Source organism: Flammeovirga sp. MY04 (genome assembly GCF_001682195.2).
GTDB lineage: Bacteria > Bacteroidota > Bacteroidia > Cytophagales > Flammeovirgaceae > Flammeovirga > Flammeovirga yaeyamensis.
Map to the genome: position 1 here is coordinate 1,309,686 of NZ_CP003561.2, position 24,812 is coordinate 1,334,497.

Genomic DNA, 24,812 nt, shown 5'->3' on the forward strand with positions numbered 1-24,812 from the left:
TTTTTTTAGAAAGTATACCCTACCCCAAATTTCAAGTTCCTTCCCATATTAGAAATGTTATTCCAAGCAAAAGGATCGATATAATAGGCATCAAAAATATTTTCAGCTTTTGCTGATAAATTCAATGTTCCTTTTCTTAGAGAAATACCATAATCCAAACTCAGATCAAAAAGGTGATAAGCAGATGTTTTCTGTTCACCCAATACATCTGCTGGAGTACTCATTCCATCACAATAGGTATAGTTTAAACCTACTTGTAATTTTTTGATATTGAAAGCAATTCTTTGATCCACTGTTAACGGACTCATATATGGAGTTGGTGTATGCAAGGCATCAATAAAACCATTGTCCATTCTAAAATTGATTTGATAATACAACCAATTACTGATTTCCTTACCCATCAACATACTCAAATGAGAGGTATTCGCTTTTCCAACATTTTCATATTTTTTCACCCCCAATGCTCCTGGCGTGCTTGCGTTTAAATCTTCCTGAATAACACCTACTATGTAGTCATCCAAAAATACTTTACGTGCATTAAATGCGAATTTCCATCCGTTCTTTTCATAACCAATGTTGAAATTAAACTCAAAGGCTTTTTCAGTTTCAATATCTGGATTACCTACATAATCAAATCGATCTCTAGCATTAAATAGGTAATACCCATACATCTCTGATGCTGTTGGTGCTCTATGTGTAAATGCTATTCCGAAATTTGATGACCATGCATCGTTTAACTGATAAAGGAAAGATGAAGAAAAATTACCTGTAATGTGGTGCTTTCCATCTTCTATATAAGTATTAAGCGTTTCAAATTGCTTGCGAGCGAAATCATTAGTGAGCTCCGTATAATTGTATTCTGCTCGTAGGCTATTCGTCCAGGTTAAACGAGGATCTAATTCCCACTCATCTAACAAGAATAATGATGCATTATTCCTTTGAATATCTCCCCAAGTCATTAAATACATATCGGGGCCACCAATAGGTGAATACATTCGCATATCTGCAAAAAGGTGGTTAGAAAAACCTTCCACACGGATTTCTTGATGATGCAATTCTGTATTTCTATCGGCTTGAAACCATGCTCCAAAAGTGGTACTTCTACCCGGCATATCCATGTGCATCGCCACATTTTCACGCTTGGTATCGTCCATGATATGCTCAATGGAATTGACATATACTTTTGCTTGTAAAAGCTCAAAGGTTCTATCACTGAGATGGTTTTTATAGCCGATGTTTCCCATATAGGCTGTTGCTGAACTCACGTCCATTGGAAGGGCAGGATAGCCAATATCTCTACCTTCATCAAACATAAAAAGTCCAGTAAATTCGTGTTGATGATTGGGTTTGAATACGGTCGTTAGGGCATGATTTTGTTTCTGAAATTGCGTATACTGAACTTCTTGACCATGTCCATCTGTATAAATACCATGCTTTCTTAAAGCACCAGAATATCTAAATCCAAACTTTTCTGAAGATTGCTCAACAAACAAATTCCCATCATAGCCATTAGTGTTGCTACTGTAGAAACTTTGTATTCCAGCATGAGTTCCTTGATTTAATTCAGGATATTTCATTTCGGCTTGTAAAGTTCCTCCTAAAGATGTCCCAAAACGTTGTGCATCTCCAGCCTTCGCTACTTTAAAGGTAGATAAATTGATGGGTTCCAAATAAGACGTGGCAGGATCCATTTTATCTGTACATGCATAAAAAACACGCATACCATCTACAGACACTGTAATCTGACCATCAGAAAAACCATCGATAATGGGTTCCCAAGCAAAACCACCTCTTTTGACTACATTCAAATCGGTTTGCTGATTCATTAACTGATCTATCGTTAACTGATAATCGTTATTGGTGATGGTATCGGATTGTATCAAAACCTCACCTAGATAAACCGTTTTTAATGAATCTTTATCCTGAGAAAAAGTAGAAATGGCACTACTCAAAATGAGTAGTACCATAATAATGAATACGTTTTGCATTAGAATTCTAAATAGAATGATAATCCGTCCTCCTCAATAAGCTGTTGTTCTCCGTCTTTTACATTTAACTGTAATTGCCAATCTCCAACCATAGAGAAGTTGACTAATCCTGTATAAACACCATCATCTGTAGGCATTGGATGCTCATTATTTGAAGAACCATGACTCATTGATGGCATCCATGGAGTTACTTCAAATGTAAGATCATTGTAAGCTGTATATGTTTCAAACATATGCTCATTTGATGTTCTTCCATGACTCATCATTGCAGGTGTTCTTCTGAAGGCAAGAATTTCATAATCGTTATTTCCCACGCTAGGATCACCTGATAAGAAGTTGTAACCTAAGACTAAACGGTCATCTGAACCTGGAATTGGCACCATAATCACTGTCTTGTAATTTGCTGCTGGCAATAAGAATTCAATGGCATTTACTTCAATCGGCATCATCCACATCCCTTCCATCGTATCATTCACATAATAAGATACATGAAGTGTCCATGTTCCCATTTCGGATGTTGGCATAACGAAAAGTATTTGTCCTTCTCCCGTGGTTTCATTAGACATTCCAACATCAAATCCTCTTAGTGGTGTTGAGTGTTGGTGTGCAGGTTCTCCGTTCATCATCATCTGCATCACAGGCATTATTTTCCATTCTCCACCTTCTGGCAATTCACCTTGAGTGATATCAAATTTTACATTATTTACTCCTTCATAAAGCATTTCTTTTGATGATTTCAAGGTCAATTCGATCCCCTCATCATTAGAAGAAGAAGCAATAATATTTAAGTCATCTCCAGGAATAATTTCTGTTGAATCATCATTGTTGCATGAAAAGAAAGCTATTGATAAAAGAATAGTATATACGAAAATTAATGATTTTTTCATTTTAAAAAATTTGTTGGGAGGCGATACTATACTATTTGTAAGTGGTCCGTTGGACGTTGCGGTGCAACGTCCGTACATACAACACACTTCCTACAAATAATATAGAGTCTACCTCTAGTATAGGTTTAAATGTGTATCAAACAGTCTATCTAATTGATTTAAATAGAGTGATACATCAAAAAATAAGTTGGATTGTTGATTTTTATCTATTGAATAGATGTTGTCTAAATATCACATTTTCAATATAAAATCGAATAATAAGACATCACAAAAAGGCATTACTTTAAAGTATGCTATTAGATATTCAACAGGAAATCTTTTAGGAAATGAATCTAAGCGATGGGAGGTTTTAGTAATCGGTCAACCACATCTTTGGAGGTTAACTGTGGGGTGCTCTTACGCACTTTTTCTTTAACAAGCAGAGGTTTCTCTGGCGAAAAATCGGGAACTAAACACTCTTTTTCGGCCATCGATAATACTACTTCCTTAGTAGTAACTGTATTGGCTTCCTCCTGCTTTTGCGCTTCTTTTTTCATCTGTTTGTTGATGAAGCACTGTCCATGACAAGACATTTTAGGTTTGTCTTTATTGATACAAAAAACCTTCTCGATAAAATCTCTTTGGATCTCCAAGTCGATCTTAAGTAAAGACAAAGAAAATGCATTGAACAGAATAACTCCTGCACAGACAAGATGAAAAAGTTGATGTAGCTTAGCTGTCTTCAATACATTAAGGTGTTTAAAATTCGATGCAAACTTACTACTCTAATTATTGAAAACAAATGTTTATTCAGTGTTATTTCTTAATGAAGAAATTTTTTAATCTTTCAGTTAGCATTTGTCTAAATACAGGTATTTGCTTTCTATCGGCACCAAAACTACTATAAAATTGAGCTAAGCCAGGTATATCTCCGCCTTCAAAATCAAATATTAAATCTCTTTCTGAATGCTCTTTAATTAGTTGATCTATCAAGAAAGCTTGGGCGTTAACAGATTTGGCTTTTTCGGATGATGCGGCAAAATAGTATATCAATCGATTTCCTTGTTGAATCATTAATACTGCGGAAATCACTTTGGCGTTTAATTCAGTAGCATACACTTGAGCAATATTTCTAGACTTTAATTCCTTATAAATCTTTCTCAAAAGGTCATATTGATTTTCTTCGATTTGATTGATTTTGTGAGCTACATTCTCTTTAAATAATTGGATGAGGTCTTCTATATTTCCCTCTTGAGTAAAATTTACATCTTCAGCTTTTTTCAATTTACGCTTTAGATTCTTATTGTATTGGGCACTTATTTCTACATAAGACTTATTTAAAGAGAGATGATAGGTAGCTTCATATTTAATTCTTCTATGGACAGTTTTAGTATTATCCACATTAAATTTATAAGAAGAAATAAACTGAAACTCTTTAAACGACTTGAATAATTTGAATTGAATTTGTTTATGATCAGGATGATAAATAATCCCCAGTTCGTTGACAAAGGGATTATTTATTATCTTCATTATCCCCCATTTTATTTGATATTGGTATGGGAGCACACCAATCATTTGATCTTTATCATAAACTATAAAAGCACCCCAATTTTCATCAAATAATTCTAGAAACCACGATTGCATGTAGAGCAACCCTTTTCCATATCGGTTTATAAAATTATCCCATTTGGGAAAATCAATTTCTTGACTTGAGAGGCGTTTTATGATCATCAAAGAAAGGCTTACTTAATAAAATCTATAGTGAATGGATATTCATATACTTCACCTTCTCTTGATTTAACAGCACCAATAATAGCACAAACCACTGATAAAATCCCCACGGCAATTACAAAAGGTATACCTATTAAGACGATAGACAAAAGACCAAAAATAATGTAGTACAAATAAGAACTTATTATCCAATTGACAATATGTTTTCCTTGTACATCAATTTTTTCACTTTGATCTTTATTTAAAGCCCACATGATAATAGGTAAAGCAATACCTGCAACAGGTACTACATAACTTGCGAACTGAGCAATGTGCATTAAAGCACAAAATTGGTTTTCTTCCATCCCCCAAGGTCTTACCTCAGCTTGATGAAAATTTTCGTTGTGAATGTCCATATAATTTTATGTCAACATGATTAATAGATTAGTCGTAATCAAAAGTACGGAATTTTACAGAAATATTAAATCATGTACTTTCTCTCTCGATCAATTTAATTGGTAGAATCTTCTGAATTGACATTGGTATAAATACCTTCCCATCATCTTTCGCTTTCTTCATGGCATCCATACGATCCTTTAATAAGTTCGCCGCCCAATAACCCATATCTTTCGCCGGTTGAGAGATAGTGGTTAAACTTGGGTAAAACAACTCTCCCATTGCATCACCAGAAATACCCATTACTGCTACCTCTTTTGGAATCTTAATATCACGTTTATGCAATAGACGCATCAGTTTAAAAGCAATTGGATCGTTGAAAGCCAAAATAGCATCAGGTTTATCTTTTAAAACCATCAGTTTATCTAAAGCGGTACCTACACTTCTTCTTAGGTCAGTTGCAGGCACAATCAAATCTGCTGATGTTGAACGGCCATTTCTCTCCATTGCCCTGATGTATCCCTCCTGCCTTTGCTGGGAAATAAACATGTCAACAGGACCTGTTATAAATGCTATTCTTTTATATCCTTTATTAATAAGATGTGTGGTTGCTTGATATCCTGCATCGAAGTCATCAATAATTACTCTTGGAATAGGTAAAATTGAATCCGGAAGATAACGGTCAAATATCACTACGGGAATTTCTTGTTCCATTGCCCTTTTTAAATGATCATCGTTTTTGGTATTCATCGATAATGATATCATTATACCATCTACCTGTCTATCCATTAATAGATCGATACATTCACTCTCGTTGGTTACATTCTCATCTGAGTGCAGAATAATCAAATCGTAACCAAGAGGTTTTAAGAATTCTTCAATACCTATAATAACATTACCGAAAAAGGGAACCGTGATTTCTGGTATGATTACGCCAATTAAAAAGGACTTTTTACTCGCTAATCCAGCCGCAAGCACACTTTTCTTATAACCGATTTTCTCGGCAAGTTCTAGCACCTTGCGTTTGGTCACAGGATTAATATCATCTGCATTTCTTAGTGCCCTTGAGACAGTTGACACTGAAATATCTAATCTTCTTGCTATATCCTTAATGGTAGGCTTCCTATTTTTCATATCACAAATAGACGAAAAAATAACGAAAATAACAACCGAGATTTTACCGGTAACGTTTCCGGTAACGTTATTTTAAAAATATCGGAAGTGTATATTTGCCATTTAAAATTTTTTCGCTGATGTTTGAATCATCGAAATGAAACGAAAATAAAAATTTAATTTTTTAGATATGCAAACAACAGCAATCGTAGCTAAGTTCGAAGAACTATTTAAAAAGGAACCCCTAATTTCAAGAGCTCCAGGTCGTGTAAACATTATCGGTGAGCATACAGACTACAACGATGGTTTCGTATTACCAGCATCAGTAGATAAAGAAATGGTATTTGCTATCGCTTTAAACGGTACAGATACAGTAAATGCTTTTGCATTAGACTTAAACGAGCAAGATTCATTCAAATTAGACTCGATTGTACCAACTGAAGGTTGGATTAACTATATCAAAGGTGTTGTTGCAGAAACAGCTAAAAAAGGTTTAGAGCCACAAGGTTTTGATGTTGTATTTGCAGGCGATGTGCCTCTAGGAGCAGGTATGTCATCTTCAGCTGCATTAGAATGTGGTTTGGCTACTGGTCTTAATAAATTATTTAATGGCGATCTATCAAAATTAGATATCGTTTTAGCTTCTCAAATGTCTGAGCATAACTATGCAGGTGTGAAATGTGGGATCATGGATCAGTTTGCTTCTACTTATGGTCAAACAAACAAAGTAATCAAGTTAGACTGTCGTACTAAAGAGTATGAGTATCATACTTTAGACATCACAGGTCATAAACTTGTATTATGTAATACAAATGTAACTCACTCTTTAGCTTCATCAGAGTACAATACTCGTAGAGAGCAATGTGAAGCAGGTGTTGAGGTAATCAAAAAGAAATATCCAGAAATCATCAACCTTCGTGATGTAACGGTTGAAATGATGAAGGAATTCGAAGGCGAAATGGATCAAGTAATCTACAACAGATGTTCTTATGTTGTTGAAGAAAACGACCGTTTAGAAAAAGCTTGTGAATTTATGGACAAAGGTGATTTGGTGAACTTAGGTAAAATGATCTACGGTTCTCACGAAGGCCTTTCTAAGAAATATGAAGTGTCATGTCCTGAGTTAGACTTCTTAGTAGAGCAAACTCTTGATGATGACAGTGTGTTAGGTGCGCGTATGATGGGCGGTGGCTTCGGCGGCTGTACTATCAACTTGGTAAAAGAAGATGCAGTAGATGCATTCATCGACCGTATGACGAAAGCTTACAAAGATGGCATGGGTAAAGACATGTTGGCTTATGTAGTTGTTATCGGGCCAGGTGCTAGAACTGAGGAAGCTGTAGAGGCTTAATCATTCTATATGATGATGTTTCAAGCATGATCAATTAATAAGGACTGTTTAAACAACATTTTTACCGTGGCGAAAGCCAAACTTTTTCAACTTAAATGTTTAAACAGCGACTTAAACTAAATTTACAAACTGATTGGGGAGATCAGTATCTCCCCAATCAACTACTACAAAGACTTTATTATTAAAGACCGAAAAAATGAAATTTAACTTTGAAGACCATCCTCACAGACGATACAATCCACTAACAGGTGAATGGATTCAAGTATCTCCACATAGAGCGAAGAGACCTTGGCAAGGACAAGTAGAGAAGATTGAAGAGGAACAACGTCCGGAACACGATCCAGACTGTTACCTATGTGCGGGTAATACGCGTGTAGGTGGTGAAGTTAATCCTGATTATAAGGATACATTTTCTTTCCAAAATGATTTTGCCGCTTTATTAGAAGATATCCCTTCTGGAGAAGTAAACGAACATAACGGTTTGTTTAGAGCAAAAAGTGAAAGAGGTCTATGTAAGGTGATTTGTTTCTCACCTCGTCACGACTTAACTATTCCAGAAATGGAAGTAGGCGGAATCCGTAAAGTGGTTGACCTATGGTGTAAGGAATATACTGAACTAGGTGAAAGAGATTACATTAATCACGTTCAAATTTTTGAGAACAAAGGTAGTGTAATGGGTTGTTCTAACCCTCACCCACATGGTCAGATTTGGGCACAAGAATCTGTTCCATTGGAGCCTGCTAAAAAAGCAGTCAACCAAAAAGAATATTTCGAAAAGCATGGTAGAACATTGCTTTCGGACTACATCAAAGTAGAAATTGAACAAGGCACTCGTGTAGTTTATGAAAACGAACACTTTGTTGCACTTGTACCTTATTGGGCAGTTTGGCCTTTCGAAACAATGATCGTTCCTAAGAGAGCAGTTTCAAAGATCACTGACCTTACTGAAGAAGAAAAAGATGCTTATGCAGATGCTTACAAGCAATTAACTGTAAAGTATGACAATATATTTGAGGTATCCTTCCCTTACTCTGCTGGTATTCACCAAGCACCAACAGACGGAGAAGATCACCCAGAGTGGCATATGCACATGTGTTTCTACCCTCCTTTACTTCGTTCTGCAACTGTGAAGAAGTTTATGGTAGGTTACGAAATGCTAGCAAACGCTCAAAGAGATATTACAGCAGAAACTGCGGCTGCAAGAATCAGAGAACAATCTTCTGTGCATTACAAGCAGCGTGAGTTAGCTGAAGATAACAATCGTTAGTTAGTAGTTTAGTTGGGCAAATCATTGTTATTACTATGATTTGCTTCTTTTTTAAAAAGTTGTATCTGGACAATACAGCTTTAAAATACTAAGGGAGTTGGTTTTAGGACAGTAAATTTCATTTTCATACGGACAAACTAAAAAATACAGTACCAACTCCCTTTTTTATTCGAACAAAAACTTATCAATTATATATCATGAAAAAGAAAATATTAGTCACTGGAGGTTTAGGGTACATCGGATCTCACACTTCAGTAGAATTAATCAATAAAGGTTTTGAAGTAGTAATTGTCGATAATTTATCGAATTCAGAAAAAGGAGCGTTGGATGGCATCGAAAAGATTTCAGGTGTTAGACCCACTTTTTATGAGTTCGATTTATTGGATTCAGACCAATTAGACAATTTGTTCAAAACAGAGAAATTAGATGGTATTATCCACTTTGCCGCATCAAAAGCTGTGGGTGAATCGGTAGATAAACCACGTTTATATTACAGAAACAACCTTCAAACGCTACTGAACCTATTGGATGCAATGGTAGCACATGGAGTTGACAATATTGTATTCTCATCTTCTTGTACTGTATATGGTCAGCCGGACGTACTTCCCGTTACAGAACAAACTCCAGTTCAACCTGCTTTATCTCCTTACGGTAATACGAAGCAGATTTGTGAGGAAATTCTGAGAGATACTGTTGCTGCTGATGCAAATGTAAAAGCTGTAGCACTTAGATACTTCAACCCAGTGGGTGCACATGCTTCTGCTGAAATTGGTGAATTGCCACTTGGTGTTCCTCAAAACTTAATGCCTTTCATTACACAAACAGGTGTTGGTAAACGTGAAATGCTTAGCGTGTTTGGTGACGATTACGATACTAAAGATGGTACTTGTGTTCGTGATTATATCCACGTTGTTGATTTGGCTCAAGCACATATCGTTGCATTAAACCGTATGATTGAGGGGAACCAAAAATCAGAATACGAATTCTTTAATGTAGGTACTGGTACTGGTTCAACTGTATTAGAAGTCATCCAATCTTTCGAGAAAACATCTGGTGAGAAATTAAATTACAAGATTGTTGAAAGAAGAGCGGGTGATATCGAAAAAATCTATGCAGATACTACATTCAGTAATAAAGAATTAGGTTGGTCTTCGGAAAAAACATTAGACGACATGACTTCTTCTGCTTGGAAATGGCAATTGCATTTAAAAGAAAAAGAGGCTGAAACAGTCTAAATTTATAAGACTTTAATAAAAAGCAGATTTCGGTCTGCTTTTTTGGGTTCTATATAACAATATACTAAATGTGATTTTATAAATTACCGTGTGTTTCAAAGAGGTGTTACGAAACGTTTTGTTTCCCACAAATGAATTCTATTCAAAAAGTGAAACTCCTCTAAAATAGATGGTTAAAACTAAAATCGTCAAACATTTTTTACTTCAAATGAAATGATATAATGGAAACTACTCAAATTAAAAAACAACATTGGGGTGAGGTAGCAGGAAAAGAAGTGTTCTTGTATACGTTGACCAACTCTGCGGGTTCTGAATTACAAATCACGAACTACGGAGGTATTATTGTAAGCTTCAAAACAGCTGATAAAGATGGTAACATCGGTGAAGTTGTTTTAGGTAAAGATACTTTAGAGCAATATCAAGAAAACCCGAGTTACTTGAACGTTATCGCGGGTCGTTTTGCCAATAGAATCTGTAAAGGTCAGTTTACTTTAGATGGCGTAGATTATCAATTGGCAGTTAATAATGGACCAAACTCTTTACACGGTGGTGCAAAAGGTTTCGATACTAAAGTATGGGAAATTGTTGAAGAAGGTGATCAATCACTTACCATCAAACACTTTAGCCCTGACGGTGAGGAAAACTACCCTGGTAACTTAACTGTTGTAGTTACTTATACCCTATCTGATGATAACGAGATTGTTATTGAGTATGCTGCTGAAACTGATAAGAAAACAGTAGTAAACTTAACACAACATGCGTATTTCAACCTAAAAGGTGAAGGTTCTATCGTTGATCATGTATTGAAATTGAACTGTAATGCTTTCACTCCTTACGATGAAACTTGTATTCCTACAGGTGAAATCAGAGACGTTAAAGGCACTCCGTTTGACTTCACTTCTCCAAAAAGAATTGGTGATGAAATTGATTCTGAATATGAGCAAACTCAATTTGGTATTGGTTATGATCACAACTTAGTAATTAATAAACCTCTTGGTGAATACGGTCTAATAGGTGAAGCTTATGAAGCGACTACAGGTAGAGCTATGGAAGCTTACACCACAGAACCTGGTATTCAATTCTATACTGGTAACTGGCTGGAAGGCGATCTAGGAAGAAATGGAGAGAAATTGATTAAGAGACAAGGATTCTGTTTTGAGGCTCAGCATTACCCTGATTCTCCTAACAAACCGGAATTCCCATCTACGGAGTTAAATCCTGGTGAAACATATACTCAAAAAACGGTGTATAAGTTCTTCACAAAATAAGGACGACTACTTATAAAAATTTACAGGCTGTCTAATAATTTAACTTTAGGCAGCCTTTTTTAGTACATGTTGTATTACAAATCGAATGACTTTTAAAAAAGAATAATCGTTAGTACTTCTTTATTGATACATCAAATGATTTTTCAACGATTAATTCATCGTTTTCATCAAATGCACGCATTGTATATTTTCCCTCAATTAATTCGTCCAAGCTATCAAAATGCCATCCTAAGAATATGTTGGAATGACTAAATCCATTCTGCTTCCATTCCGTAAATCCATCTTGAACCTGTCCTTCACCTAGTTTTATAGGATGAGATATTTTTACTGTATGACTTAGAATTGTCGAAGATTTATCAAAATCTTTAGATGTGAAGCGTAATCCTATATAAGATTTTAAAACTACTCCTACTTTTTCTGTCTCTTTGATTAAAATCGGTTCAATGGTGTTTTTTCTACCTGATCCTTTTACTGAATTAGCACCTCCTAACACTTTATATAACCCAAAATCGACAATTTTATACCTTTCATTATTCACCTTTAATTGATATTTATCGATCAAAAACCTCGCATGATCCCTAAGTTTTTTAGAGTGATGTCCTTCAAATTCTAGGATTTTGTGATGATACTCTTTAAGATGCACCATAATCGATAACATCGTTTTCTGGATCTCAATACTTTCTTCTTTAATTAAATTGACAGCATCTACTTTTTTAAAAATCTGGTAATAAATATTAGGCTGTGATAACTTCTTATACTTAATAAAATACTTAAATATTGTTGCATACTCCACCTTGCTATTTACCAGCATATTATAGTATTCTTGATCAAGTATATCTAAGTTTAAATCCAACGAATCCACTGAAATAAGACCTAAAATATAAAGTAATCTAGATTGATAGATCAAAGATAGTTCATCAAAAAGTTGGTTGATTGATAGTTTTGAGTAATCTTCATTTTGATTAAAGGTCGTCTGATTAATTCCGTACTTACATATGCTTTGAATTTCATTTTCATCACTACCAAACATTAAAAATGATTTAATTGATCTTCTCCATATTGTTTTGTAATCCACTTTAATATCATAAAGCATAGCATTTAGAAATGCTTCATTATTTTGACAATCATTCCATTTGATATAATCAGGGAATAAGCCTTCATCCATGAATCTATTCTTATAAAATACAGCAAACTCATTGAAGATGAATTCTTTTTGAAATTTTTTATCAAAATACTCTAAAAGTAACTCCGTTTGATTTTGTTCTAGTTTCGTCTCTCCTACGACCTTTTTGGTCTCAGAAAATAATTGGTTTTTTAGTCGGTATGGAAATTTTAAAATCCCCTCCTTAAGCTGTTTTTGGTTTGGGATACATTTGCTCTTAAAACTGTATACCAATTTCCTTCTACCCTCGTGCCAAATACCTAATAAGTTTTTATATTCCAAATCAGTTTCGGGATCAGAAGATTGATAAAATTATTTCATTTGCTTCAGCAATAGATGAAGCTCTAGATGGGTTATATTCTAGAATATATTTAATATCAAATTCTTTGTACATAATTATATAATTGATAGTAATAGTGAAAAAAGAAGAGAGAACATAGCTAGTTTTAATAACTGTTACACTTCATGTCCTCCACAGAGGTGTAGTTTGCTTTAATATCAATAATTGCTTCTTCTGAAATGTAAAGACTATTAGGGTCGCATACGTAGTTTAAAAAATGTACTTCTTGGAGTACTTGTGTATCTAACATCATAAAAAAATTTTGTTTATCAAGAAGGTACAATACTTTCTTGATGGTTAGTGATTATGGAGTAAAAATTAGTTTTTGGGTTATTGGGTATTGAATCTTGGATTATACTTGCTAATTATGATACTTCACTTTTACATTGTTGCTTGAACTTATCCCTTTCTATCTGAATTTATTAGCTAACTCAAAAGAAAAAGTTGTTAGTCTACGACAATGAAGTTTGTTTGATAAGTTAGAGTAATGCTAGTATTTGAATAATTGTTGATTTCTAAATCATCGACTATGTAAGTTTCTATAAAATAGTTTTAAGGCCTCTTGTATTATATCTTTTGTCCAATTAAAAAATAAGTTTGAAGTTAATTTTGCCACTTTTGACATTATTGTTTCAACAGCAATAAATGAAGCTAATAATGCAAAAGTGGCGTAGTCTACTCGACTTATTATATTGTCAAATAGTTTATGGGTAAGAAAAGTTAGTCAATCTAATATTTTAATAGTATGTAATCAATTTTTATCTTAATTATATCTGCTTATTCGAATCTTTATCTGTTTGTCTTAATGATGACACAAATGTAAAAGGTCCATTTCGAATACTTCAACAAAAATTTATAAGTGTAATGCATTAATTGATAAGTGTTGTATTTTATAAAAAAGTGTCATTTCAGAAGCGATATCCTTTAATAACTCATAATAGATTTTTAAATCAATTCTAGTCCCTCGATATTCAAGATAGATGAACACTATTTGACTAACGACAAACTATAAATGAAAATTTTTTATTCTGTATTACTACTGTTTCTAAGCTCATTCATATATGCTCAAAACTTGAGTAATGAACAATTTGAGGAGATAAATGATAGTATACGAAAAGGAGCGGATTGGTCGACAAATAAAAAAATTGATCGTTTACTTCTTAGTAATAGCAATACAAAGTATGATAGTGCAAGATTGCATTATTTAAAGGGACTTTTTGAGGCCGACAATAGTAATAATCAAGAAGCCACATTTTTTTTAAAAAAATCATTAACGTATTTCGTTGATGAAAACGACTTATTGTTCGAAGCTAAAATCCGTTTGGCTTTATCTCGTATTTACGCCGACGAAGAATTATTTGTAGAATCGAGTGCAGAATTATTTAAAGCCAGAAATAATGCCATCGAAATAGATGACAAGATTCTTACTTCTAAAATTTTAGAAAGCCTTGCACATCTCTTTTATAAACGGGGAGATATAGGGCAATCTTTAATTGAGCTAGAAAAAGTCATTCCTTATTATTTGGAATTTAATGATAGCGTAAAGCTGTCTAGAATCTGTAATAACCTAGCTGTACTGCATAAAAACAATGGTGATTATGAAAAAGCGATCGCCTATAATGTACAATCTTTGGATTACGGAATCTCTTATAACAACAAATGGGAAGTATCGCAATCCTATAACAACATTGGTACTAATTACTTAAATATGTATTTAGAAACCGATAGTTTACACTTTGCCGATATGGCTATTTGGTACTATAATAAAGCAGCAAAATTAAAGAAATTATATCCTCATAAATGGAATAATGCTTTAACTAATTTAGAGGAAGTGTACAATGCTTTGGGAGAAGGTGATCTTGCTGCACAGTACGAAAAAGAACTGATAAAACATACATACAACGATCCAAAGTATATGCAAATTATCTATCAGAAAAGTTTAAAGTTTGCAATACTAAACAAAGAAACTGATAAGGCATTAATGTATTATTCTAAGTTGGATTCAGTTGAACAAATCTTAAAAGAAAAGATCTCTTACGATTTTGAACAGATGCTAAATACACAAAACCAACTGTTTGAGACAGAAAGAGAAAAAGCGAAAATAAAAAAGGAAGAAGAAGAAAAACGTTTAGAAGCTGAACGAGCTTTCGAAAAAGTTTTACTTACTTTAATAGCTGTTGTGGTGGGTGGTGTCATTCTCTTTTTGCTATCAATGTTGTACTATAAAAACGTCAAACATAGAAATGAAAAAGAGCGAAATAAATTAAAAAACACCATACTAAGAAATCAAATGAATCCACATTTCATTTTCAATGTCTTAACAGCAATACAAAATACATTATTTGACAACGATCCTTTGATTACTTCCTCCTATATATCAAGATTTGCTAAGTTAATTCGTCAGAATTTTGATTTAACTCACAAAGAAAAAATCACCTTATCTGAAGACCTGAATGCGTTAAATAATTATATTGAGACCCAACGAATTCGTTTTGGTAACAAGTTTAATTATCGTTTATCGGTGGCCGAAGAAATTGATATCAACACTTGTCAGATTCCTCCCATGATGTTACAACCTTTATGTGAAAATGCTATAGAACATGGTCTTAGAAAAATACAAGGTGACGGTTTTTTAGAAGTCAAAATTTCTATAGAACAAAATAAGTTATTGTTCGAGGTACTTGATAATGGAGTGGGATATCAAAAAAGTGCCCCCGATGGAAAAGAACATTCATTTTCTGTCTTAAAATCAAGACTTTCATTAGCTGATAAAGGCGATGAACAATCACTTAAAATAGAAAGCCGAAAAGATACAAAAGGAACTATTGTCCTCTTTTCTTATACACTAAACTAAACAAACATGATGTACAACGTAGTTATTATCGAAGACGAGTTCAATGCACAAGAGGCATTAAAGAAGATGCTTAAACTCTTGTACCCATCTATTGAGATAGTGGGTGTATTTCCATCCATTCAGAAAGGGGTAAATTATTTAAAAACATCACCTTCTATAGATTTAATCTTCCTTGATATTGAATTAGAAGATGGCAATAGTTTTGAGTTATTACAACAACTTACCGATATCAATTTTAAAATAATCTTTACTACAGGAATGGACACTTATGCTATTGATGCAATCAAACACAATGCTTTAGATTATCTCTTAAAACCCATTGATCCTCTTGAATTAAAGTCGGCAGCTGACAAAGCTTTTCATCAAATTAATGAGACAAAAAAAGCCAGAGAAATTCTCTCAAAATTTGAGGAAGATCAAAAAGTTAAACAGCAAAAACTAATCGTAAAAACTTCTGATAATACTTATTTTATTGATGCTGAAACAATCATTATGTTTGAATCCGAAGGGGCTTATACTAAGATTACCTGTTTAGATCAAACCATTTTAGCCTCCAAGAACCTTAAGCATTTTGAGTGTATGGAAGAACTTCAATCCTTCATTAGAGTACATCATTCCTTTTTGGTCAACCCAAAACATATCATCAATTTAAGTAAATCAAAAGTAGACTTATCCAACGGTCATGAGGCTAAGATTTCTGTGAGAAAGTATGGGCAAGTGGTGCAAAAGTTAAATGAAAATAAGGTTTTAGTATAGGTTCATTTATTGTATACTATCACATATTAAAGTAGTAAAAGTCTACTATTTAATGATGTAAAACCAAGATCTATTAGAAGTACATGTTACTGCTATAATTCTTGTTTTACATCATTAAAAATATGGTTACTCAATCATCAACTTCTGATTATAAACCATCAATTGATGATCAAATAATTCAATAACATACAACCCTGTTTGAATATTTTCCAAATGTATGGATAGACCTTGATAGTCATCCGTTAAGTTTAAATCTTGCTTTTCTCCTGTTTCTAGGTTTACCAATACCACTTCATAATCTGAAATATCTTTTGTAGCGTTTAAATGAAGAACATTATGTACTGGATTTGGATACATTGAAATATTATCCTTCTCTTTGAGGTGAATTTTTCTAACCCATGATTGAGTCTGACCATCTAAATCATATTCTACCAAACGATAAAATAGTGATGATGAATTTGGTAAATCGGTATCTTCAAAACTATAACTTAACTCCGTTTCCGAATTACCAGACGCTTTTATTTTTTCAGAGATTGCTTCAAAATGTTGACCATCCAAAGAACGCTCAATCACAAAATGTGAAGTATTGATCTCTTGTTCATCCGTCCATTTTAAAATTACATTATTGTCCTTTAAGCCTGCTGTAAATTTAGACAATGTTATTGGAAGACTTACATCTCTCCCTGCCCATCCAGAATTACCCGAAATAAACATTGGATTATTGTATGTTGTCGTGAATGGTATTTCACCTTGGCTATCGACCGCTATTAACGGAGCATTGAATGGGTTTAAAGGGTTATTCCCAACAACAACATAATCGTAAGCTTCATCACGTCTATCATCTGAACTTAATTTATCTACAAATTCAAAAGATAAGCTATAAGCTGGTGAAGTTGGTAATGGTGGACGAGAAACCATTTTACCCACTATATCATACATTCTATTTGGATCATGTTGTCTTCTTCTAAATAATAACATTCCTCCCATCATATTAACTGTTTTAGGAACAGTCATTCTTACAGTAATTGTTCTATGAACAGCATCATAAGATCTGGTTAAATGTGCATTTCCCATACCAATTACCCCAACTATGCCATCATTAATCAATTTTAAGTTATCAGCTAAAATTGATTTATTAGGTCTTTCATATGGATTATTAAGATAGTCCTCTAAAATCATAGATATCTGATTCATTTTTGAGAAACTATAAGGTAAACCAAATTTTACATTAAATGGAAACATTGGCCCATCGTCAGCAGGCGAAATATGATGATCTACTAAAGCTGAGATTTTAGGCGATTGCATCATTGGTACTCTTGTCCAATCACTTGGGCTTTTAAATTCATAAACATTTCCTTGAACTATGGTAGTTCCCAAATTCATATTTACGAATTGTTTAGGATGTAATTTCACATCTGAATATCCGTATAAACTCCCACCTATTACTAAGTTATTTTCGTTAAATATAATCCCTTCAGGACGATGTGTTTCAATGGCTATATCACCATTTACAATCAAAGTACCTTTAATATTGATTTCTGCTGCATCTGTTAAGGTTAACTTACCATCAATGACTAAAATTTTACCACGTTCAATAGTAACCGGTTTGTTAAAAGTGATATCATTAGGCACTTCAACAATTTGATCGGTTCTTAAACTATTGGGATTTTGTTGAGCAACAACATTTGGATTAAAATGGTAGGCATGTAATGTTTTAATAACGTCCTCATAAGAAGTTGATCCTACATTTGCAATTCCATTCGTTACTTGATCTCTAATGTCTTGTAACCTTAAATAAGGTGTTGATGGACGTGGTAAATTATGATCTAAAATCTGAAATGCTAATTCTAATTGTTTTCTTTGAGTTTGTGTATTCGCAGCACTAACTGCAAAATATTCTGTAGTTGAAGCAGAAGTAAAAAACATTTCTGTTTGATTCTGTCCGTTATTATTAATCAAAGAAGTTGCCCAAGTTCCACCTCGGATAACTCCATTTCCATTCTGAAAGAATTTCCCTACAATCAATACTCCTGATTGTTCTACAGGCAATTGGTGTGTTTCTGCATTAGGTCGGGATTGATCTTTATAATTATCTCCTACCAAGATCAGCCCTTTATTTTCTATCGGATAGAATGTATTTGTTGTATGTCCACCATAAACTGGTAATAAAGTACCATTATCCATAGTTAGACTTTTCAATACAATAAGCATCCCTCCTTCATCGACTTTAATTCTAAATTTTGAATCTGATATCTTTAGATTGGAAGAAATTATTACCACTTCATTACTTTTTACTTCTAGTAAACGTGGTTGAGGTGAATCAATAATATTTATTGTAAACGGAGTATTTACAAAATAGACATCATGCTGAGAGGTATAAGTTGAATGAACAATATTATTTACACCTAATAAGCTTGTTAGATCGTTTATTCTATTTTGATAGGATTGTGCCCACGATTGCAAACTTGCAAAACATATTATGAGCAATGAAAAGTGTAAGACTTTTTTATTGTTATACATTGTAGTAGTGATATGATAATCTTTTTAAGTTTGTTTTAACATATTTTACGATATTAAAAAAAGATGTGTTCCTCTTTTTCTGTTAACACAACCCAATAATTTATCTACACTTCTTACGGAAAGAGTTTTTTGATTTTGACTAAAAAAAGGTACCACATCAAATGATGTGATACCTCTTATATTTTCTTTAGAATTTAGAAAAAATTGAATCTATTTATTCTCCAAAGACTTCTTATTCTTTACATGCTTCTCTAACCACTGATCTTGTTCCCATAACAAGTGAAGAATACTTTCTTTCGATCTGTATCCATGACTCTCTTTGGGTAACATCACCAATCGAACAGTTGCTCCAAGACCTTTTAGGGCATTAAAATAACGTTCGCTTTGCATAGGGTAAGTTCCCGAATTATTATCGGCTTCACCATGTACCAATAACAAAGGTTGATTCATTTTGTCTGCATGCATAAATGGCGACATTTTATAGTAAACATTAGGTGCTTCCCAATAATTTCTTTCTTCGCTTTGGAATCCAAAAGGGGTTAACGTTCTATTGTAAGCCCCACTTCTTGCAATACCTGCAGCAAATAAATTGGAGTGAGAAAGTAAGTTAGCCACCATAAAAGCACCGTAACTATGACCTCCAACGGCCACTCTGTCTCTATCAATATAACCTAAATTGTCTACTGCATCAATGGCTGCTTTGGCATTTGCAACCAATTGTTTTCTAAATGAATCATTCGGTTCTTCATCACCTTCTCCAACAATAGGGAAAGAAGCATCGTCTAAAACGACATACCCTCTTGTCACCCAATACACCATAGACCCATAATAAGGATAGGTAAACTCATTAGGGTTTTTAGTACTTTGTGATGCGCTCGATTTATCTTTAAATTCAGTAGGATATGCCCACATAATCATTGGCATCTTCTCCTTTTTCTCCATATCATAACCCACTGGAAGATATAAAGTAGCTGAAAGTTCCAAACCATCTTCACGCTTATAAGTAATTACTTCTTTGTGTACATCTTGAATACTTTTAAAAGGATTTTCAAAAACGGTAAGTTGAGTTAATTTATTATTTTTTGTATTTCTGAAGAAATAATTTGGGTATTCTTTAGCAGATTCAATACGAACCAACAACTCTTTTTTCTTTGGATCATAATTTCTGATATCCTCAATTTTATCTGTGTAGGTGGATTGATATATACGTTTTGATTGTTGAGTTTTGATACTCATTTGATCTACAAAAGGAAATTGTCCCTCTTTAGAAAAACCATCACCTATTCTAAATAATTGATTATTTACGATAGTTAGAACTCTGCTACCCATCTCGTTTCTTTCCGTAACAAAATTCCCTGGATCGCTATATCTATCTTGATAATTTCTATCTGTTATGGTAATTGGTTTCTGAGAAGCATCCGAAGGATTAAAAAGGTACATTTTCATATTCCTAGTATTCCACCAATAATCATAGGCAATTGCTACTTGATCGTTACCCCAAGAAACTCCGTAAGATCTATTAATGGTTTTCACTAAAGATTTACCTTCACCATTAAAAGGAGCTTCCAATTCAAAAATCTCATCTCTATATTTCACTTCATTTTCAGGATCACCACCATCTAGTGCCATCATATAGGTAAGTGTAGATGGCTTATCGTTTCTCCAACTAAAACTTCGTTTACCAGTTCTTACAGCCATAAAACCTTGTGGTAGGTCTTCTATTAATGGTACTTTTAAAAGTGTTTCCACTTCCTTACCTTCCTTGGTGTAAACCACTGTTTTTGATGGGAATCGGTTATAAGTGACTAAATAAGAGAAGGGCTTTTCAATAGTTTTAACTAAAACATAATTTCCGTCAGGAGAAAAATCTATAGAAGTATATAAATTCCCTTCCAACCATTTTTCTTTCTTACCATCTAAAGATACTTTGTACATATCAGACATTGCTAACTGCTCAAAGTTATGCTCATCATTTTTATTCTTTAGTAGGTCTTGATAGGTTCTATTCTGTGCTTTCTTACCATTATTTTCGGATATTGTTGGTCCAGTAGGGACAGCACTCTTCGTATTAATTAAAGCCTCTCTTTTTGATGATACCATTTTCACCAATAAAGAATTACCATCTTCAAACCAATTGATCACATTACCCACATTTGCGTTCAAATTCGCATCGCTGAGCTTAGTAACTGTGGCCTTTTTTAAATCAAGAACCCAAAGCTCCACTCCTTCCAATGTTGTATTGGTTAAAGCGATTTTTGTTTGATCGGGTGACCAACTGAAGTTCGTTAATTTTGGATTTTCAGGTAAGCCTTCCACCTCTATTAACGTAGCTTTTTTATCCTTTAAACTTTTGATTTTTACGTTATTATAGTAATTCACCCTACTTCCAATATTTGTTTTCGGATCAATTCTTAGGCCTCCCAATCGTAATTCTTCTTTTGATAATTCTTCAATAGATTTGTAAGAATTTCTATACAAAAGAATCATCGTCTCTTTGGCATCATCTAGTAAAACACTAGGTGCTCTTGGTACGTCTACAAGTTCAAGAATTTCTTCGGGTGGTTTTTGATAACCTAGGTTATCTTGGCATATAGCATTCGACAGCATGAATGTAAAAATAATGCTTAGTAAATATCTCATCATAATTAATTTAGATAGTTGAAAAGAGAATACAGAGGGTTAGTCTTTAGTTTCTGTATTTAAGTTTAAAATAATTGTATTCAATATTAACATTAATAGATAACTATAACAAAAGAATATTTATAGAATCTATTTGAAGATGAAAAATTAAGATATTTAAACATTCTAATACTTTATCGATATTAAAACCATAATAATGTATTTATCGGAAGGACAAATATTAAGATAAAACATTTTAGTATCTGATAACTTTAAATACTTTTTAGTATTTGAAAGATTTTATATGTATTAAACTCCAAAATAGAGTACCTTTAATCTTGTATTACTGAATATTTTTTTAATATTTGAGAACATTTTAACTGACTATTACAGAAATTTTAAAATCAGTTTCTCTTTTTTGTTCATAGCCAAACAACTTGATTTTTATATGATTCATTTTCCTGATAAAGAACTAATTTATAGCTCAAATATTCCTAGATATAATGAGAAAGAAATTTCTATTCTTTCAATTCTAGTATTAATAATATTTGATATTGTTTTAATTCTCATTTTTAAGACAATGATTTTTAAAGGTCTAACATTTGTTATTCCCTTTGCTATAATTTTTGGAATTATATTAGCTTTTGGACACTACTTTTTCTTTATGAGGTATAATTCTAAAATCCTTGTTAATGTTTATAAGGACTTTATTTACATTAAAAAGAGCTCTAAGAGAAAAGGTATAATTTTCCACAAAAGTAATATTCAGCAAATTAATGCTGTCCGCTACGAACACAAATATAAAGATAAAGACGGTAAAGATCAGGTGATAATATCACATCAACCAATGATAAAATTGAAGGGAGGAAAAGAATATAAAATTGATATAAATGATTACTCCTTAAATTACGTCAACAATCTTACGTCTAGCTTAAATCGCTCTTTAAATCTAAAAAAAGTTCATCACAAGAAAGATTCTAACAATAATAAACTGCGTTCTATTAGTCCGAAATACTTAGAAACATTAATTAACAGATTCAAAAAAGGAATTGAGATCACACTTCATATTGATAGTATCCCAACTAAAGTTATTCAAATAGAAAAGATTGAATTTAAAAATGAAGAGAAGGTATACTACGATATCTCTGTTCTCAACAAATTACACCAAAAAGTAAATTATAGAATCATTCAGCAAAATCATCGAATTGGTATTTATGAAATTGAAAAAATAGACTATAAAAACATCTTTAAAAGATCAACTTATAAAAATCTGAAATTAAATGATTTACCAGAAGAATTAAATTTCAGATCTGACGTATTCAACATAAATGAACGGATTAATGGAATGAAGTTAGTTCGATTAGCTCAAAAAGAAGGACCTGATATATTAATCCAAAAATATCAAGGAAACGATGATAAATTATCAATTCAATTTAGTTGCTTAGACCATGGTGAAAATTATATTTTCAGATGTCATTTCTTAAAAAAACATTCGTTAAATAAAATAGAAATTTCAAATCTTGAAGCGGATAATCGAAACAACAAAATCATAAAAAATATCAAATATAATTTCCTTTCTGAAATAGATATTTATAAATCTAAAACTTATAAAAATCTATACACCTCTAAAAGTTATTATGATTATGCTAATGATGTAATAAAAGAAAATTATAAAGAATTTGTAATTAATGAAAAGGTATTAGAGTTGATAGATCAGCCATTAAGAAAAATAGTTTCAATAAACAATAATGATTATTTCTTGGTCACCAAACTGATATATATTACTTATAACCTCTCCTTTCATGTAATCTTTAGAATTGAAAATGAAAAAGAAAAAAAACTGTTATATATTAATAATTCTGGTGATCTTTTCGAATTGAAAAAAATATACATTCATGAATTATTTGATAAGTATGTATTAAAAGAAAAACCGTATAACAAATTTCCAAATATTCTTAAATATGAGTCTATTGAATATAAAAAAAGACAATTTTATATAGGCGAACAGTTCAATCATGAAGATGAAGAAAATAAAACAACCTTCTTCAAATTTGAATATTCTGACTCCAGCAAGGAAAACATACTTCTTTTTTCTAAAATGAGTGGAGATAATTACATGGACGGTTTAGTTGGGAAGAAAATTAAAAATACATTAGAACTTAACTAAGGAATTATGAGTTAAGAAAACATTCGCTTATCTGGTTTTTCATTCTAAATCTCAACCTTATTTTAAGAGCTCCTGAATTTTCACGTTTTTATTTCTGTTATGGTTGTTCATTCATTATTGATATGGTAAAGTTTACATAAAGAAACCATATAAGTTATCTAATATTAATAGATTATATCATAGAAGCTATTTAAAAATAGATCTTAATATTTTGTGTTGCATTTAGAAATAAAGGTCTGAAAGGAGATATTTAATTTCCACAAAAACAAAACCCTTCAGACCATGCATAAAGCGATACTAAATAAATATGTAACTCAGTATATTCCAAAAAATAAAAAAGGAAGAAAGCTTAAAGTTCCTTTATGGAGGATAGTGAAAGCTATTTTTCATAAGATAAAAACAGGTGTTCAATGGCATCTTTTACCTTTAAAAGAATTTTTTGGTAAGACAGAAATATCTTACCAGACAGTATATTACCATTACAATAAATGGTGTAAAAAGGGAATTTTCCAATCAATTTATAATGACTTGTTGTTTTCCTATAACCACTTGTTAGACTGTTCTCTTTTAAATTTGGATGGTAGTCATACCTTAGCTAAAAAAGGTGGAGATCAAGTTGGATATCAGGGAAGGAAAAAAGGGAAGACAACAAATTTATTAGTTCTTTCGGACAAATCAGGGTTCCCATTAAGTATTTCTGAGGCAATATCAGGACAGCATAATGACCTATTTAATATTAAGAATTTGATGTCCAAAATGTTGGATAATATTCTAAAAATAACTTATAGTTTAGATGGTTTATTTTTAAATGCAGATGCTGGTTTTGATTCCAAGGAATTAAAAGAACTGCTGAGAGGAAAGCGTATCGTTTACAATATTGATCACAATAAAAGGAATACAAAGTCTCACACTCAAGAAATGGATGTTATTGATAATGAACTCTATAAACTTCGGTTTTCAGTTGAACAGACTAATGCATGGGTTGATAATTATAAATCTTTAAATATTAGATATATGACATCATCAAGAAATTGGATTCAATCGCATTATGTAGCATTCATGAGTATGTTTATGCGAAACAGGCTAAAAGTTAACTTTAATTTTTAAATCACTTCATAACAAAAGAAATAATAATTCTTGTATGACTAAATACTTTTTATAATATTTGAAGACTTTTTTAACTGACAGTTTCTAAAAAAT

General features: G+C 32.5%; 18 protein-coding genes. 8 read left to right on the top strand and 10 right to left on the bottom strand.

Features of this window, described 5'->3' with window-relative positions; translation table 11 throughout:
- Positions 1–5: 5 nt before the first annotated feature.
- The 6 genes from MY04_RS25055 to MY04_RS25080 all read right to left on the bottom strand — a co-directional run bounded on the left by MY04_RS25055 (position 6) and on the right by MY04_RS25080 (position 6,094).
- Positions 6–1,988, bottom strand: a complete 1,983-nt coding sequence (locus MY04_RS25055) for a TonB-dependent receptor plug domain-containing protein (protein WP_066215464.1) — start codon at positions 1,986–1,988, stop codon at positions 6–8.
- Positions 1,988–2,875, bottom strand: a complete 888-nt coding sequence (locus tag MY04_RS25060) for a FixH family protein (protein WP_066215466.1) — start codon at positions 2,873–2,875, stop codon at positions 1,988–1,990. The genes MY04_RS25055 and MY04_RS25060 overlap by 1 nt, the downstream gene beginning before the upstream one ends.
- 332 nt (positions 2,876–3,207) lie before the next feature.
- The gene (locus tag MY04_RS25065) at positions 3,208–3,600 is read right to left on the bottom strand and encodes a hypothetical protein (RefSeq protein WP_066215467.1); all 393 of its coding nucleotides are present in this window, start codon (positions 3,598–3,600) and stop codon (positions 3,208–3,210) included.
- 70 nt (positions 3,601–3,670) lie between these two features.
- Entirely contained in the window at positions 3,671–4,585 is a 915-nt protein-coding gene (locus tag MY04_RS25070; RefSeq protein WP_066215469.1) for a GNAT family N-acetyltransferase, read from the bottom strand.
- Between the two features lie 11 nt (positions 4,586–4,596).
- Positions 4,597–4,980, bottom strand: coding sequence for a DUF4870 domain-containing protein (locus MY04_RS25075; RefSeq protein ID WP_066215472.1), 384 nt, complete (start codon positions 4,978–4,980; stop codon positions 4,597–4,599).
- 70 nt (positions 4,981–5,050) lie between these two features.
- Complete coding sequence (locus tag MY04_RS25080; protein ID WP_066215474.1) at positions 5,051–6,094, bottom strand: LacI family DNA-binding transcriptional regulator; 1,044 nt, start codon at positions 6,092–6,094, stop codon at positions 5,051–5,053.
- Positions 6,095–6,263: 169 nt separating this feature from the next.
- Here MY04_RS25080 and galK point away from each other — a divergent pair, with 169 nt between their 5' ends.
- The 4 genes from galK (at position 6,264) to MY04_RS25100 (ending at position 11,194) form a co-directional block, all read left to right on the top strand.
- Entirely contained in the window at positions 6,264–7,424 is a 1,161-nt protein-coding gene (gene galK / locus MY04_RS25085) for a galactokinase (RefSeq protein ID WP_066215477.1), read from the top strand.
- A 196-nt stretch (positions 7,425–7,620) separates the two neighbouring features.
- On the top strand, positions 7,621–8,691 hold the full coding sequence (locus tag MY04_RS25090; RefSeq protein ID WP_066215480.1) for a UDP-glucose--hexose-1-phosphate uridylyltransferase: 1,071 nt from the start codon (positions 7,621–7,623) through the stop codon (positions 8,689–8,691).
- Between the two features lie 197 nt (positions 8,692–8,888).
- Positions 8,889–9,926, top strand: a complete 1,038-nt coding sequence (galE, locus tag MY04_RS25095; RefSeq protein ID WP_066215486.1) for a UDP-glucose 4-epimerase GalE — start codon at positions 8,889–8,891, stop codon at positions 9,924–9,926.
- 221 nt (positions 9,927–10,147) lie between these two features.
- Complete coding sequence (locus MY04_RS25100; RefSeq protein WP_066215489.1) at positions 10,148–11,194, top strand: aldose epimerase family protein; 1,047 nt, start codon at positions 10,148–10,150, stop codon at positions 11,192–11,194.
- 109 nt (positions 11,195–11,303) lie between these two features.
- Here the strand turns inward: MY04_RS25100 and MY04_RS25105 are convergent, their stop codons facing one another.
- The gene (locus MY04_RS25105) at positions 11,304–12,638 is read right to left on the bottom strand and encodes a DUF3859 domain-containing protein (protein ID WP_066215491.1); all 1,335 of its coding nucleotides are present in this window, start codon (positions 12,636–12,638) and stop codon (positions 11,304–11,306) included.
- Between the two features lie 164 nt (positions 12,639–12,802).
- Complete coding sequence (locus MY04_RS25110; RefSeq protein ID WP_158297909.1) at positions 12,803–12,949, bottom strand: hypothetical protein; 147 nt, start codon at positions 12,947–12,949, stop codon at positions 12,803–12,805.
- Positions 12,950–13,708: 759 nt separating this feature from the next.
- Here MY04_RS25110 and MY04_RS25115 point away from each other — a divergent pair.
- Positions 13,709–15,550: a histidine kinase gene (locus MY04_RS25115; protein WP_066215494.1), complete on the top strand. Its 1,842-nt coding sequence runs from the start codon at positions 13,709–13,711 to the stop codon at positions 15,548–15,550.
- Positions 15,551–15,556: 6 nt separating this feature from the next.
- Positions 15,557–16,306 (top strand): LytR/AlgR family response regulator transcription factor, encoded by a 750-nt coding sequence (locus MY04_RS25120; protein WP_084006123.1) that lies wholly within the window; start codon positions 15,557–15,559, stop codon positions 16,304–16,306.
- A gap of 126 nt (positions 16,307–16,432) precedes the next feature.
- On the opposite strand, the gene MY04_RS25125 is transcribed toward MY04_RS25120, so the two are convergent.
- Positions 16,433–18,826, bottom strand: coding sequence for a T9SS type A sorting domain-containing protein (locus MY04_RS25125; RefSeq protein ID WP_066215496.1), 2,394 nt, complete (start codon positions 18,824–18,826; stop codon positions 16,433–16,435).
- A gap of 210 nt (positions 18,827–19,036) precedes the next feature.
- Positions 19,037–21,469, bottom strand: coding sequence for an alpha/beta hydrolase family protein (locus tag MY04_RS25130; protein WP_236941119.1), 2,433 nt, complete (start codon positions 21,467–21,469; stop codon positions 19,037–19,039).
- Between the two features lie 424 nt (positions 21,470–21,893).
- Here MY04_RS25130 and MY04_RS25135 point away from each other — a divergent pair, with 424 nt between their 5' ends.
- Complete coding sequence (locus MY04_RS25135; protein WP_066215503.1) at positions 21,894–23,612, top strand: hypothetical protein; 1,719 nt, start codon at positions 21,894–21,896, stop codon at positions 23,610–23,612.
- Positions 23,613–23,894: 282 nt separating this feature from the next.
- Positions 23,895–24,719, top strand: a complete 825-nt coding sequence (locus MY04_RS25140) for a transposase (protein ID WP_066215507.1) — start codon at positions 23,895–23,897, stop codon at positions 24,717–24,719.
- Positions 24,720–24,812: the final 93 nt, after the last annotated feature.